This window comes from Collinsella sp. TM05-38 (assembly GCF_003466445.1).
In the GTDB taxonomy this organism is placed as follows: Bacteria; Actinomycetota; Coriobacteriia; order Coriobacteriales; family Coriobacteriaceae; genus Collinsella.
In genome coordinates this window covers 128,349-142,608 of sequence record NZ_QSPM01000007.1, presented here as the reverse complement: position 1 = coordinate 142,608, position 14,260 = coordinate 128,349, and the positions used below count along the sequence as shown (strand labels likewise).

At 55.9% G+C, this 14,260-nt stretch carries 15 protein-coding genes; 3 read left to right on the top strand and 12 right to left on the bottom strand.

The features are described 5' to 3' along the window. Positions 1 to 36 precede the first annotated feature (36 nt). Positions 37 to 648, bottom strand: coding sequence for a DUF1836 domain-containing protein (locus DXD49_RS05785; protein WP_199568966.1), 612 nt, complete (start codon positions 646 to 648; stop codon positions 37 to 39). Between the two features lie 157 nt (positions 649 to 805). Continuing rightward, a complete protein-coding gene (locus DXD49_RS05780; protein WP_117794451.1) occupies positions 806 to 1,741 on the bottom strand; it encodes an NAD(P)/FAD-dependent oxidoreductase in 936 nt (311 codons plus the stop codon). A gap of 118 nt (positions 1,742 to 1,859) precedes the next feature. On the opposite strand from DXD49_RS05780, the gene DXD49_RS05775 reads away from it, so the two are divergent. Continuing rightward, entirely contained in the window at positions 1,860 to 3,161 is a 1,302-nt protein-coding gene (locus DXD49_RS05775; protein WP_117794450.1) for a glycosyltransferase, read from the top strand. Positions 3,162 to 3,737: 576 nt separating this feature from the next. Here the strand turns inward: DXD49_RS05775 and dut are convergent. Genes dut through DXD49_RS05760 form a run of 3 tightly spaced genes read right to left on the bottom strand, consistent with a single transcriptional unit; the run spans position 3,738 to position 5,130 of the window. Further along, positions 3,738 to 4,181: a dUTP diphosphatase gene (gene dut / locus DXD49_RS05770; RefSeq protein WP_117742761.1), complete on the bottom strand. Its 444-nt coding sequence runs from the start codon at positions 4,179 to 4,181 to the stop codon at positions 3,738 to 3,740. 4 nt (positions 4,182 to 4,185) lie between these two features. Continuing rightward, on the bottom strand, positions 4,186 to 4,629 hold the full coding sequence (gene nrdR, locus DXD49_RS05765; protein WP_117742760.1) for a transcriptional regulator NrdR: 444 nt from the start codon (positions 4,627 to 4,629) through the stop codon (positions 4,186 to 4,188). A gap of 51 nt (positions 4,630 to 4,680) precedes the next feature. Then, positions 4,681 to 5,130: a LysM peptidoglycan-binding domain-containing protein gene (locus DXD49_RS05760; RefSeq protein ID WP_158564770.1), complete on the bottom strand. Its 450-nt coding sequence runs from the start codon at positions 5,128 to 5,130 to the stop codon at positions 4,681 to 4,683. 163 nt (positions 5,131 to 5,293) lie between these two features. On the opposite strand from DXD49_RS05760, the gene lexA reads away from it, so the two are divergent. After that, on the top strand, positions 5,294 to 5,938 hold the full coding sequence (gene lexA, locus DXD49_RS05755) for a transcriptional repressor LexA (protein ID WP_147347835.1): 645 nt from the start codon (positions 5,294 to 5,296) through the stop codon (positions 5,936 to 5,938). Continuing rightward, positions 5,938 to 6,642 (top strand): heparan-alpha-glucosaminide N-acetyltransferase, encoded by a 705-nt coding sequence (locus DXD49_RS05750; RefSeq protein ID WP_117794449.1) that lies wholly within the window; start codon positions 5,938 to 5,940, stop codon positions 6,640 to 6,642. The genes lexA and DXD49_RS05750 overlap by 1 nt, the downstream gene beginning before the upstream one ends. On the opposite strand, the gene hflX is transcribed toward DXD49_RS05750, so the two are convergent. The 7 genes from hflX to DXD49_RS05715 all read right to left on the bottom strand — a co-directional run bounded on the left by hflX (position 6,627) and on the right by DXD49_RS05715 (position 14,249). Continuing rightward, positions 6,627 to 7,916, bottom strand: a complete 1,290-nt coding sequence (gene hflX / locus DXD49_RS05745; RefSeq protein WP_117794448.1) for a GTPase HflX — start codon at positions 7,914 to 7,916, stop codon at positions 6,627 to 6,629. The genes DXD49_RS05750 and hflX overlap by 16 nt on opposite strands. Next, positions 7,916 to 8,854, bottom strand: a complete 939-nt coding sequence (gene miaA, locus DXD49_RS05740) for a tRNA (adenosine(37)-N6)-dimethylallyltransferase MiaA (protein ID WP_117794447.1) — start codon at positions 8,852 to 8,854, stop codon at positions 7,916 to 7,918. Before miaA ends, hflX begins: the two co-directional genes overlap by 1 nt. Next, positions 8,854 to 10,224, bottom strand: coding sequence for a tRNA (N6-isopentenyl adenosine(37)-C2)-methylthiotransferase MiaB (gene miaB, locus DXD49_RS05735; RefSeq protein WP_117794446.1), 1,371 nt, complete (start codon positions 10,222 to 10,224; stop codon positions 8,854 to 8,856). The genes miaA and miaB overlap by 1 nt, the downstream gene beginning before the upstream one ends. A 45-nt stretch (positions 10,225 to 10,269) precedes the next feature. Beyond that, positions 10,270 to 10,587 (bottom strand): stage V sporulation protein S, encoded by a 318-nt coding sequence (locus DXD49_RS05730; protein ID WP_006235982.1) that lies wholly within the window; start codon positions 10,585 to 10,587, stop codon positions 10,270 to 10,272. Between the two features lie 74 nt (positions 10,588 to 10,661). Continuing rightward, a complete protein-coding gene (locus DXD49_RS05725) occupies positions 10,662 to 11,747 on the bottom strand; it encodes an ATP-binding protein (RefSeq protein WP_117794445.1) in 1,086 nt (361 codons plus the stop codon). Between the two features lies 1 nt (position 11,748). Continuing rightward, positions 11,749 to 13,299: a ribonuclease Y gene (gene rny, locus DXD49_RS05720; protein WP_089573375.1), complete on the bottom strand. Its 1,551-nt coding sequence runs from the start codon at positions 13,297 to 13,299 to the stop codon at positions 11,749 to 11,751. A 257-nt stretch (positions 13,300 to 13,556) separates the two neighbouring features. Beyond that, complete coding sequence (locus DXD49_RS05715; RefSeq protein ID WP_117794444.1) at positions 13,557 to 14,249, bottom strand: regulatory protein RecX; 693 nt, start codon at positions 14,247 to 14,249, stop codon at positions 13,557 to 13,559. Positions 14,250 to 14,260 lie beyond the last annotated feature (11 nt).

Below are 14,260 nucleotides of genomic sequence, written 5' to 3'. Positions count from 1 at the left end.
CAGATGGCTCTTTGTCCCGCCCGTTTTAAACGTGGGCTAGCTATTAAACCCGTTGAACTTGAGATAGCTCATCAGGTACGCCTTCGAAACGAAGGACGATACCGCACTGCGTACGAGCAGCGATTCGCGCGTAACCTGGTGTGCGCTATCGGGCACGGGAGTCTGCTCGACGGAAAACGCCGCACGAATCGATGCCTCAAGTTGATCGACCACATAATCGAATGCCGTCGGAGCGTCATAGCTCAAGCGCTGAATATTAAAGAGCGCCTGAACCGCAGCGATGGGCAGCACCTGCTTAAAGATACAAATGGCGATGAGACGCGCAATCTGTTCTCGGCCATATTGCTTTTTGACCGGAGCAGGTACCAGGCCGACCTTCACGTAATTATTGATCATCGATGGCGTAATGACTGGCTGCTCCACGCAAATGGACAGTGGCTCCATCCACAGCGCGACATATTCAATGACCTGATCGCGGTAGAGCGTCACGTTGGGCAACTGGTCATAGCGAGGCAGACTCAACGTATTAAGTTTGCGCACGATATCGGACTGAATAAATGTATCGGGCAGCACCGTGGGCTGAATATCCTCAGGCTTAATGCTGACAGTCGAATCGGACATCGGAATAACGTGGTTAACGTGGTTCATAAAGGTCCTCCGTTCCTTTTCAATATTGTATTCTAGATTTCCCAGTTTTGCATACCACATAGCCGCCAAGAAAATTGGCGGGACAGTGCACTGATGCATCTGTCCCGCCATTTAGTAAATTGATAACAACTTTACATAAGATATATTATCGTACTTATCAACGGAGAAACGCGTATGCGCTCGTTGCTGCTATGGCTCCGTCAGAAACGGCGGTCACAACCTGGCGTAAACGCTTGGAACGGATATCGCCGGCTGCGAATAAGCCGGGCGTACGGGTGGCCATCGAATCGTCGGTGACAATGCCGCCGTCAGGAGCCAGATCGACTAGATGCTCAATAAGCTCGGTATGTGGCTGCATCCCCGTAAAGACAAAGATGCCAAACGAGCCAGGTTCAAATGACTCGGTATGAGTCTTACCGGATGCATTGTCCTTAAAGGTGATCATCGTTGGCATGGCTTCGCCCGAGAGCTCCACAATACTTGTTTGGTACCTAACTGTAATATTGTCCTTTTCGAGTACTCTCTGAACAACACCATCAGGCGCACGAAACTGGTCGCGGCGCAGCACGATGGTCACGCTGTTGGCAATGTCTGACAGGAACAGAGCTTCTTCGCATGCCGAATTGCCACCACCAATTACAAAGACCTGTTTGCCGCGGAAGAACATGCCGTCACATGTTGCGCAATATGAGACGCCACGACCGCGATACGTATCCTCGCCAGCGAAACCTGCCGGTCGCGGCGTGGCACCCATGCAAGCGATAACACTCGAGGCCAGCGTATCGCCCGTATCGTGATGCACCGTAAACAGCGCTGCATCGGCATCGTAATCGATACCCGTAACCATGCTCCATGCAACCTGTGCTCCCAGGCCCTCTGCATGCTGCTGAAAACGCTCGCCGAGTTCGGCGCCACTCAAGAGCGGAATGCCCGGATAGTTCTCGATCTCATTGGTTGTGGCGATCTGCCCTCCCGACATGCCCTGCTCAATCACGGTCGTCGTCAGGTTGGCACGCGCAGCGTAAATGGCGGCAGCATAGCCCGCGGGGCCGCCACCGATAATCGCAACATCGATCGGCTGATCGGTAGTCATGGAATATCCTCTCGTCGAAACATTGACGTTCTTTGCGCTCATACCCAAATTTACGTGAACATGACACTCATGCACTACAATGATAAATCCGTGTCACAACGTCGAAGGGGAGTTATCGATGGATCAAACGCAGACGAGCGACGACGCTCCCCTGCTCACACACAGCACTCCCCAATCGGAGCAAACAGCGCTCTTGGCTCAGCAAAAACCTCTCGTGACCATCGTGCACGCCTCGGTCGGCTCAGGCCATAAGGCCGCCGCAAATGCGATTGCGCAGGCATTCGACCTCATCCGCGGCACCAATGGCATCCCCGAGGATGTTGAGATTGAAGTGCTCGATATCCTTGATTTTGGACGTATTAAATTCGACGGCAATAAGACCGCGGCTTCGTTTACGGGAGCCACACGCCCCATTTACGACCTGACCTGGAGATATACACTTACGGGACATCTTCTCTGGGGTGGCGGCACGGCATGGTCACGAATCATGTTCCCCGCCTTCAACGAATATATTCGTAGCCGCAGGCCCATAGCCGTGGTCGCAACGCACATCACAGCAGCCAATGTTGCCGTGGGTGCCCGCGTAATTACGGGTATCGATTATCCGGTCATCTGCGTACCGACCGACTACGAAGTCGAGGGCTGGTGGCCCCACAAGGACACCGATCTATTCTGTGTTGCCAACGAATTTATGTCCGAAACGCTGCGTCCGCGCAAGGTGCCCGAGGCAAAGATTCGCATTACCGGCATTCCTATTCGCACCGGATTCGACACGGATTACGATCGCGAGGAAGAGCTAGCCAAGTTCAACCTCCCCACCGACAAGACCGTCGTGCTGGTTATGGCCGGCGCCAGTTTACCTCAACCGTACGTCCGCTTTCGCGCGGCGATGGACCAGACCCTCCCCTTCCTACGCAGCTTTGAGGACATGCATTTTGTCTTTTTGCCGGGCAAGGATGAGGAATACGCCGCCCGACTCAAGAAGCTCTTCGACGCCATGAAGCTCGAAAACGTCACGGTTCTGGACTACGTGGACGACATGGCGGCCCTCATGCACGGCTGCGACCTGGCAATTCTCAAATCGGGCGGACTCACCGTCACCGAGTGCCTGTGCGCGCATCTGCCGATGATCCTGCTGGGCAAGTCCTATGGCCAGGAAAAGGCCAACACCACGATGCTCACCGGCATGGGCGCCAGCATGCATGTCACCACCGCACGAGAACTCATCGTAACCCTGCGCCACCTGCACGACCATCCCGAATCACTCAAAGCCCTACTCATCAACGGCGAAGTACTACGCCGCCCCCACGCAGCCGAAGACATAGCCATCGCAACCACGGAGCTCGTAGGCAAACCCCAAAAGCGCAAACGAGCCTTCTGCCGCTTCTACTGGGGCGGAAAACCTGCGCATATCCGCTAGCGTCTTTATGTCCGCTTACCTGCGGGAGGCCCCTATATATCATCCCATGCTCAAACATTCTCGCTTCGCTGCGAAACTGCGCGTGGGACGATATATAGGGGCCTCCCGCAGGTAAGCTGCGTTTACGTACTAGCAGCTATACCAGATTCCCCACCACTAGAACCTTCAAAGGCGAAACCGGAAAATCTAAATACAGCAAGCCAATGCGACAAAGGGATTGTTCCTTTGTCGCATTGGCTTACTAGAATGTAAATTTTTTTCAAGCGAGTAGCCGCCCGCCTGCCTCTCACACATATCGTTCCACGCGCAGTTTCGCAGCGAGCGAAGCGAAGCGAGAATGTTTGAGCATGGAATGATATGTGTGAGAGGCGGGCGGGAGGGATACGAGCGCCCCGCGAGAATGTTTGAGCATGGAATGATATGTGTGAGAGGCGGGCGGGAGGGATACGAGCGCCCCGCGAGAATGTTTGAGCATGGAATGATATGTGTGAGAGGCGGGCGGGAGGGATACGAGCGCCCCGCGAGAATGTTTGAGCATGGAATGATATATAGCGGCCTCCCACGGGTGAGCGGACATTACAATACGCCGCTAGAACCGAAACCGCCGGCTCCTCGGTCGGTTTTGTCTAGTTCTTCTACTTCTACTAGGTTGACCGTGGGGACTTCTTGGATGACGAGTTGGGCTATGCGGTCGCCTTTGTTGATTTGGATGTCGTTGGTGGGATCCAGGTTGATGAGGATAACCTTGAGTTCTCCTCGGTAGTGGGCGTCGATGAGGCCCGGCGTGTTAACTATAGACAGGCCCTGCTTGATGGCCAAGCCGCTACGGGGCTGGACAAAGCCGGCGTAGCCATCGGGCAGGGCGATAGCCAGCCCAGTAGAGACCAGACGGCGTTCGAAGGGCTTCAGGACGCAGTCCTCGTTGGAGCGCAAATCCAAGCCGGCATCGGTGGGATGGGCGTATTTGGGAAGCTCGACGGTGGGGTCGAGACGCTTTATGTTGACGGTAATGTTGGACATGGAATCACCTTAACTTGTCGAGCTCTTGCAGAAACTCATCGACGTCTTTGAAATCACGGTAGACCGAGGCAAAGCGGATGTACGCCACCTTGTCGATCTTGGCCAAGCGTTTGAGCACCATATCACCCAACTCATGCGACGTGACGGCCGTCAGCGTGCGAGAGCGCAGCTCGACCTCGATGTCGTCGATAAGCTCATTGAGCTTCTTAGTGTCGATATCACGCTTGATGGTGGCGCGCATCAAGCCGACAAGCAGCTTATTGCGATCGAACCGCTGCTTAGTTCCGTCCGACTTAATGACCTCGATTGGGTCTTCGCATCGCTCGAACGTTGTAAAGCGGTAATTACACGAGCAACATTCGCGACGGCGCTTAATGGTGTTATTTGACTCCTGCATACGGGAATCAACGACGCGGGTATGTGCCTTGCCGCATTTGGGACAGCGCATGGTACCTCCTCTTAAACGATAACAAGGGTACCATGCGCAGCGCGATAATGATTACGAACGAGCAGGAACCTTAAGATGCGCACCGGCGGCGAGCGAACCATGCTCCAGATGATTGACGTTACGGATCATGTCAGAAGTCTCTTGCGTGGAAAGGCCTTCGATTGGATATTCCTCGGCAAGCGACCAAAGAGAATCACCAGGCTGAACGCGAATGGTCTCGTAGGTAACGTTGGTAACGGACTCGGCATACGCAGCGTGACGAGCACTAAAGACAGACGTAGCGAGGACAAAGAAGAGCGTAAGCGCAACGGCAACGGCGACAATCGTCGAAACCTTCAGGGCGGCGCGGGTAGGCGCGGCTACAGTCTGCTGATTGCGAGCAGGCTGCACGGTCAGAGGCTGAAAGCCGGAGCGGCCACCCTGAACAACCGTAAAAGTGGGTTCTGCAGGCGTCTCGAGCTTAAGGGCGAGGTTTCCCTGGACCATATTCGTTACATTCATCATGTTCTCCTCTCGCGTGTTTTGCTGAGAACAGTTTTATCAAGCCGCGCGGACAAAAATGTCTGGCGCGGGAACGAATGTTCGGTTATTATTATCTTCGAACAGTTGTTCCTGTCAAGCAAAAATCGAACATTTGTTTGGCATGGGTAGAGAGGATGCCCTGATGGCTCGCAAAATTACCAAGCGCCAGCAGCAAATTTACGACTTCATCAAGGAATATCAGCAGGAGAAGGGTTATCCGCCCAGCGTGCGCGAGATGGCTTCTGCCGTGGGCCTTTCCTCCCCCAGCACCGTGCACGCTCATCTCTCTGCCCTGGAGGCGCGCGGGCTACTCAAGCGCGATGCCACCAAACCGCGCGCCCTGGAACTCTTTAACGAAGACGGTTCCTCTGTCTCAATTTCTAAATCTGACGAGCCCTCCGCACCTCGCGGGACGGTCTCGCTACCGCTCGTTGGTCGCGTCGCGGCTGGGATCCCCATTCTGGCCGAGCAGAATATCGAAGACACTTTTACTATCCCGACCGAAATCGCCACTGATCAAGGTTCATTTATCCTTGAGGTGCATGGGAACTCAATGATCAATGTCGGCATCTTCAATGGCGATTACATCATCGTCCGTGAACAAAAGAGTGCCATGAACGGCGAAATTGTCGTGGCCATGATTGATGGTTCAGCGACCGTCAAGACGTTCTACAAGGAGCAGGGACGCGTACGCCTGCAGCCTGAGAATGACACCATGGAGCCTATCTATGCAACGAATCCCGTTATCCTGGGCAAAGTCGTCGGTTTGATGCGCCGGTTCTCGTAATGCAGAAACGCATCACCATCTTTGACACCGTCCGCGGGTTTACGATGATTTCAATGGCAGGTTTTCACGCTTGCTACGATCTCGCGTATCTGCACGACTGGGATATGCCCTGGTTTACCCAGACTGTCTTTCAAGACATCTGGCGCGCCAGCATCAGCTGGGTATTTTTGTTTATCGCGGGTTGGATGTGTACGCTCTCACGCAACAATGCTAAACGAGCGGCCAAGTACGCTGCCGCAGCTTTGGTCGTCTGGATCGCAACAACGCTCGTATCGGTCGACGATTCAGTGAACTTTGGCATCATTTATTGCATGGCAACGTGTACCGCTGTGGTTGCACTAACCCGTCCGCTACTCCAAAAATTACCGGGTTCATGGGGCATCGCAGCGTGCCTTGTTCTTTTTGCCCTAACTTGGGGCATTCCAAAAGCGGTCTACCCACTCCCCTACCTGGCATGGCTAGGATTTCCGGGCCCGGGTTTTGTATCGGGAGACTACTATCCACTCATTCCGTTTGTCTTTATGTACCTTACCGGCTTTTTTGCTGCCCAGGCAGCACAAGCATCAAGCCTCGAAGCGCCAGAATGGGCATACGCGAATCCCATCCCGGCGCTCACAGTCCTTGGTCGGCATGCCTTACCGTTCTACCTGCTCCATCAGCCTGTCATTCTAGGCGTACTAGAACTCGTTTATTCCGTACGATAACGCTCGAGCCGCGGTGCAATACGAGCCGGCAGTTTCGCCACAATACGAACGCCATCCTCAAGATATTCCTCATGCAAAAGGGTCCCCTGCTCATGCACCAGCGTGATGAGGGCGCCTTCGCGATAGGGAATGTCGGCGGAAATCAGCACATCGGTGGCGGCCGCCTCGCGAGCAATGCGATCGACGAGATCGTCGAGCCCCTCGCCCGTTTGGGCCGAAAACAGAACGGCCTCGGGATAGCGACGACGGAAACTCAATCGATCAACGCTGTCGAGAAGATCGATTTTATTGAATACGGTCAGCGTTAAACGCTCTCCAGCGCCGATCTCATCAAGCACGCGGTCGACAGCCTCCAGCTGTCGCTCATAGTCCTCGTCAGACGCATCTACGACTTTGAGAATTAAATCGGCACCCAACACCTCGGACAGCGTCGATTTAAAGGCATCGACCAAACCATGCGGTAGCTTTTGAATAAAGCCGACGGTATCGGTAATCGTCATGCCGCGACCGCCGGGCAGGCGATACGAACGCGTCGTCGGGTCGAGCGTAGCAAATAGCTTGTCCTGCGAAAGTACCGTAGAGCCGGTCAGGCGATTGAGCAACGTCGATTTACCGGCATTGGTATAACCGGCTAACGCGACGCGAAACGCCGGTGACTCAATGCGGCTCTTGGATTGAACATCGCGACGCTGTTCAACCTGCTTGAGCTTACGACGAAGCGCAGCGATCTTATTACGAATGAGGCGACGGTCGACCTCGAGCTGACTTTCGCCCTGACCAAAGCGTGAGCCGATGCCGCCGCGCGTCTGTTCCTTGGCGAGGTGGCTCCACATGCCACGCAGACGAGGCAACAGATATTGAAGCTGTGCCAGCTGTACCTGTAGGCGTCCCTCACGCGTCTGAGCATGAAGGCCAAAGATATCCAAGATCAGTGCCGTACGATCGATAATCTTTACCGGCTCGCCCACGGCTTTCTCCAAATAGGATTGCTGCGAGGGCGTCAGGTCGTCGTCAAAAATAACGACATCGGCATCCATACGATGCACCAGGCCGCACAGCTCTTCAACCTTACCGGAACCGATAAACGATTTTGGATACGGCTTAACCAGACGCTGTGACAAACGCGAAACACACTGGGCGCCAGCCGTATGGGCTAGGCGCTCAAGCTCGTCAAGCGAACGATCGAGCGGCCACGCATTGTCGCGCCACTCAACACCAACTAATATGGCACGCTCGGGCTCGGGTACCGTGGGAACGAGGGGGAAACGGGCCATTAGGCAGCCTCAATACGATGCAGGATGTCCTCAACGACCTCATCGATCGTAAACTCGTCCATATCGAACCACACGATGCGGTCATCGCGTTTAAACCACGAAAGCTGACGTTTGGCATAGCGACGCGAACGCATCTTAATGAGTTCGCGAGCCTCATCCATAGAAATCACGCCATTGAAAGCATCAATGATCTCTTTATAACCAATTGCCTGCATCGACGTCAGGGCATCTCCCAGCCCCTGGTCCATCAGACCGCGAACCTCATCGACAAGACCCTGTTCAAACATCAGATCGACACGCAGGTTAATGCGCTCGTAGAGAACCTCGCGATTACGCGTCAGACCAAACCATAGAGCATGATAATGCTCGCGCGGAACACTAAACTGCGACTTTTGCTGCGCGTAGGACACACCATCATCGTGCATTTCGAGCGCCCGAATCACGCGACGAACATTATGGTGGTGGATGACCGCAGCGGACTCGGGGTCACGCTCGGCAAGCAGCGCGTGCAGCGCTTCCTCGCCTATGCGCTCGGCAAGTTCCTGATACCCCACGCGACGATCGTCCTCAAGCTCGCCCGAGGGAAAATCCATCTCATCCAGGGCGGCCTTGAGATACAGCCCCGTACCTCCGCAAAAAACCGGCAGGCAACCCGAACCAAGGAGACGTTCAATATGCGCGCGAGCGTCAGCCTGATAAAGCGCAGCAGAATATGCCACACCCGGCTCTACAATGTCGACGAGACGCAGCGGCGCCGTACACTCATCGGGCGCCATCTTTGCGGTACCGATGTCCATGCCGCGATAGATTTGCATCGCATCGCACGACAGCACTTCGGACGAAAGACGAGCTGCCAAACAGTCGGCAACATCGCTCTTACCAACCGCCGTCGGACCGACGATCGCAACGGCGGAAAGACCTGCCCTGGGAGAAACCATTAGCGCGGCTCGCCCACAACGGAGCCGGACAAATACCAGGTCTTGGCAACGTCAACGTCAACATCAACGATCTTGCCAACAAGCTGATCGATGCTGTAACCCTCGGGGATAGGCGCATGCACGGTCTGATTCTTGGGACTCTTGCCCAGCAGGACCGCGTCGTTCTTTTTACTCGTTCCCTCAATGAGCGCCGGCACCACAGCATGAAGCTCACCCTGGTTATACTCGTGTGCCGTGGTCTCGATAACCTTAACCAGGCGGTTGAAACGCTCGAGAATAACCTCATGCGGCGTAGGATCGTCAATCTCTGCGGCCGGGGTACCGGCGCGCTTGGAATAAATGAAGGTATAGGCCTGGGCATAGCGGACCGTCTCGGCAAGCGAGAGCGTCTGCTCAAAGTCTTCTTCAGTCTCGCCCGGGAAGCCAACGATAATGTCGGTCGAGAGTGCGATATCGGGCATACGGTTGCGAATGCGATCGACCAAGCCCAAATAGTCCTCGCGTGTATAACGGCGATTCATCTCTTTGAGGATCCGCGTCGAACCTGACTGGACGGCCAGGTGCAACTGCGGCATAACGGCAGGCGTCTCGGCCATGGCGTCGATGGTCTCGGGCAGCAGATCCTTGGGATGCGAAGACGTGAAGAAGATGCGCTCCACACCCGTATCGCCCACGGCACGCAGCAGATCGGCAAAACGCGGCTTGCCAAACAGATCACGACCATATGAGTTAACGTTTTGGCCCAGCAGCGTAATCTCACGCACGCCCTGGCGCACCAAACCGGTCACCTCGTCGACAATCTCCTCGAAGGGGCGGCTCTTTTCGCGACCGCGCACGTACGGCACGATGCAATAGGTACAGAAATTATTGCAACCTGTCATGATGGGCACCCAGGCGTGATACTGGGTCTCGCGATGCCACGGCATGCTCATGGCATCCGTATCCTCATGCTCGTTGGTGCGGATATGACGCTTACCATCAAGGAACGCCTCGGCAATGAGCTCGGCCACATGTGCGATGGAATGCGTGCCGAAAATGACATTGACGTTATCGACGTTGGTGAGCAGGCCCTCGCCATCACGCTGCGCGATGCAGCCGCCCACGGCAACCACACGCTTGCCCGAAGGCGAAGGCGGCAGGCTTTTGCAGGAATTGCACTGACCGTACAGGCGAGTATCGGCGGCCTCGCGCACGCAGCACGTCATGAAGACAACGATATCGGCATGCGCAGGATCGAGCGCCATGAGGCAGCCATATGAATCAAGCAGACCGCTCACACGCTCGGAGTCGTGCTGATTCATCTGGCAGCCAAAGGTGCGGATAAAGTAGGTTTTACCGGTAAGAATATCGCGTACGGAACGCTGGTCCATGTGCATAAGTCCTAACGATGGGGAGCTAAACAAGGCAATCAGAAGCTATGCCACAGGCTTAACATCATCCATGACGACGTTATCCATAGCAGCTCGATTGATCTGGTGAACGTAGATAGAAAGGCGGATGGCCGTGCGCGACTCCCCGTTAATGAGGATGTCGGAGAACACAGGCGCGCAGGAAATATCAAAACCGGTTGGGATCAAAAAACCGCGCGCGATAGCCACGGCCTTAATGGCCTGGTTGACCGCACCGGCGCCGACACACTGAATGTTGACGGGTACACCATCCTTGACCATGCCGGCGATGGCGCCGGCAACGGACGCGGGCGATGATTTGCTTGATACCTTCAGGCAATCCATGAAGAAACTCCTGCGTTTAAAAGTACGTTTTAACTGCAATAACTGTATCGTACCGAGTGGACTCGGTAAAGGCACTATTCCTCTTTGGCAAGATCGAAGGTCACGGTGATTCGATCACGCGAAACGCGAATCTTTGGGTCGCCGCAAAGGTTGAGATAGTACCGGGCGGCAAGGTCATTAAAGTCGCGCTCCACAGCACGCGAAAACTGCGCCATATCATCCTTGGCAATACGTAGCCCGCGACGATCCTTTGCGAGATCGACAGGAGCCGGCGCATGCGAGGACGAATCACGCTCGCGCAGCAGACGCGCGGTCACACCGCGAACGGGCTTAATCTGCCCTGCCAAAATGCGATGAGCCGTGCGCTCGGACATCTCAAGACCCAAACCCGCACAGATACGGATAAAGTCCTCGGCATCAGAAGCAAGGCCTAAACGATCGATAACCGGAAGCTCGCTCTCGTCATCAATGAACAAGAGACGAGACGTATCAAGCCGACCTGACGCCTGAGCATAAAGGGTCGCGGCAATCTCAGACGGAGAGCCCAGATAGACATCGCAACCACGCAACTCCTCGAGCGCAAACTCACAAGCAGCGCGAATAATATTATGCGGACCGCGAGCACAGACGTAACGCCCGTCCTCATCCTTGACGGCCTGGGGCCAGCTGGACTGATCGGCACGCTCACTGAGGCGGTCGGCCGCAACGCTCACCTTGAAGGCTGAACCAAGATCGACGCCGGACGTGACCACACGGGCCTCGTCGGTGTTCTGCTTGATCGAAAACAATGCCATGCCACGACCGTGAACGCCCCAACGGTCCATCTTCATGCTCTCGAGCTTGGAGGTAACGCGGGCATCAAAGATTCGCTCTTGCATATCCAGCGGAACGCCAGAACCGTTATCCAGAAAGACAAGCGTGCGGACGCCATCTTCCTTGGTCGTGGCGAGATAGACCTTGTCGGCGCCGGCATCGCGAGCATTACGGAGCATTTCGATGACGATGTCCTCGACATGCTGAATGTCGTGCTTTGCCTGGCGCCGCTCGGCCTCCGAAACGCGGAGGCGGACATACCCCTCGCCAAGGTTCTCCTCGACGCGAAGGTTGCCCTCCCCCGACATCGACGCGATAAATGAGATAAGCTCGTTCGCGTCGCTCATGTTATTTAGCGATATCGACAGCGCGGCTCTCGCGAATCACGACGACGCGCACCTGACCGGGATACTCCATCTCTTCCTCGATCTGATGGGCGATATCGTGAGCCAGAACCGTGGACTGGGCATCGGAGATCTTATCCGGCTGAACCATGACGTGGACCTCGCGACCGGCCTGCATGGCATAGGTACGCTCGACGCCGTCATGGGAGTTGGCAATCTCCTCGAGCTTCTCAAGACGCTTGATGTAGTTCTCGGCAGACTCGCGACGGGCTCCGGGGCGAGAGGCAGAGACAGCATCGGCGGCCTGTACCAGGACATCGAGCACCGTGTTGGGGTCGACATCGGCATGGTGAGCCTCGATAGCGTGGACGATAACGGGCTTCTCGCCATAACGGCGGGCAAGCTCGGCGCCGATGACGGCATGCGGGCCCTCGACGTCGTGGTCGATTGCCTTGCCCAGGTCGTGCAGCAGGCCGGCGCGCTTAGCGGTCACAACATCCAGGCCAAGCTCGGAAGCCATCACGCCGCACAGATCAGAGACCTCGAGGGAGTGCTGAAGCACGTTCTGACCAAACGAGGTACGGTAGCGCAGGGCACCAAGGGTCTTGACGATCTCAGGGTGTAGGTCGTGGATGCCGGTATCGAAGGCAGCCTGCTCGCCAGCCTCGCGCACGCGCTGCTGAACCAGGTCGGCAGCCTTGTGATACATCTCCTCGATGCGGGCAGGGTGAATGCGGCCGTCGGCGATGAGGTTCTCGAGGGCGACACGGGCGGTCTCACGACGAACTGGGTCGAAGCTCGAAAGAACGACGGTCTCGGGCGTGTCGTCGATCACGAGGTTGACGCCGGAAACCTGCTCAAAGGTCCGGATATTGCGACCCTCGCGACCAATGATGCGGCCCTTGAGGTCATCAGAGGGAATATGCACGGAGGTAACGGTAACCTCTGCAGTGTGGTCGGCAGCGCAGCGCTGAATCGCCAGGGACAAGATCTCCTGGGCAGTCTTGTGGCACTCGGCGCGAACCTGCTGCTCGGACTCGCGAATGATCGTGGCGGCCTCGTGGGTGACCTCGCCACGAACCTTATCGAGAAGCTCCTTGTGGGCGTCCTCGCGGGTAAGGTCGGCGATTCGCTCGAGCTCGGAGGTCTGCTTTGCGCAGAGCTCCTCGAGCTCACGGGAGCGCTTCTCGACCTGACCGGCCTGGCTGGACAGCTGATGCTCGCGCTTGTCGAGAGCGTCGTTGCGGCGATCGAGGGATTCCTCGCGCTGCATCACGCGGTTCTCGAGCGTACGAATCTCGTTCTTACGCTGCTTGTCCTCGGCCTCGGCAGCCTGCTTGTTCTTGATGATCTCTTCCTTGGCCTCAAGCAGAGCCTCTTTTTTGAGGGTCTCGGCCTGACGCTTTGCATCACCGATCAAGGACTCAGCCTGTGCATGTGCCGACTGGATCTTTTCGTCGGCCTCGTGAAGACTACCCTGCTTGGCGGTGCGCATGTAGGCAATGGCGGCGATGGCACCCAAAACGATGCCAACGAGCGCTGCGATGATAGGCATGCTCACTCCTTTTTATGGATTCGTTACACAACAAAGCGAACCGTCCTTACGAACGGCTCGCGACATTTGAGTAATATGGGCGCAGCTTATGCGGGTCGGATACAGATAAACATATAAACAAACTCATCGCAGATGAGCACATATCACAAAGCAAATGACATTGTTTATCGTACGTTGAACCACAACAACTGTCAAATAAATGGCCCCAGTACGGCGGCTAAAACAAGGTGAACGGCAGGGCCACAAAACGCATACGTCTAAAGCGCACATTCCTCGCATTCGGCATCGAGACGCGCCTTAACGGCATCGGCGGCGATGTGATACGAGAAGCCCTTGCCCATCAAAAACCGAACCAGTTTTTCGAATCCGCGCGTCTCTGGAACACGCCGCTTGGCGAGCAGGGCTGACGCACGCGCCAAATCGTCTTCGACGGCAAAATAATCCTCGGGATAACCGGGAATGTCATCGAGCACAACATGACGGCGCTTGAGCTCGGTCTCGATTTTGCGCTGCCCCCAACCGCGCCGCTTGCGTTCCTCGATAAAGTGCGAGCAAAAGCGGTTCTCGTCTAAAAAGCGATACTCGGTGGCGCGCTCGACGGCGAAATCGATCGCGGGATGGCGAAAGCCGTAGCGAGCCAACTTGTCACGGACCTCACCCGTCGCATGGTCGCGTCGCGACAACATCTCGGTCACCATGGTGAGAGCACATTTACGCTCGATGAGCTGAACCGCCTCACGAAAGTCATCCCAATCACAGGGAAAATCGGGGCGGTTTTTGACATACAGGCGCGCGACCCGCACGGGAATCCAAATGGACCGCTTAAAACCGCCCTCAAGCTCACAATCGATATGTGCGCAAGGCTTTTTGGACGCATATCCGCTCGAGAACGAGGAGGCCGCCTTCTTATCGGGAAAGACGACCGTGGCCTCGGTCACCGTATACGACATGAGCGTAACCG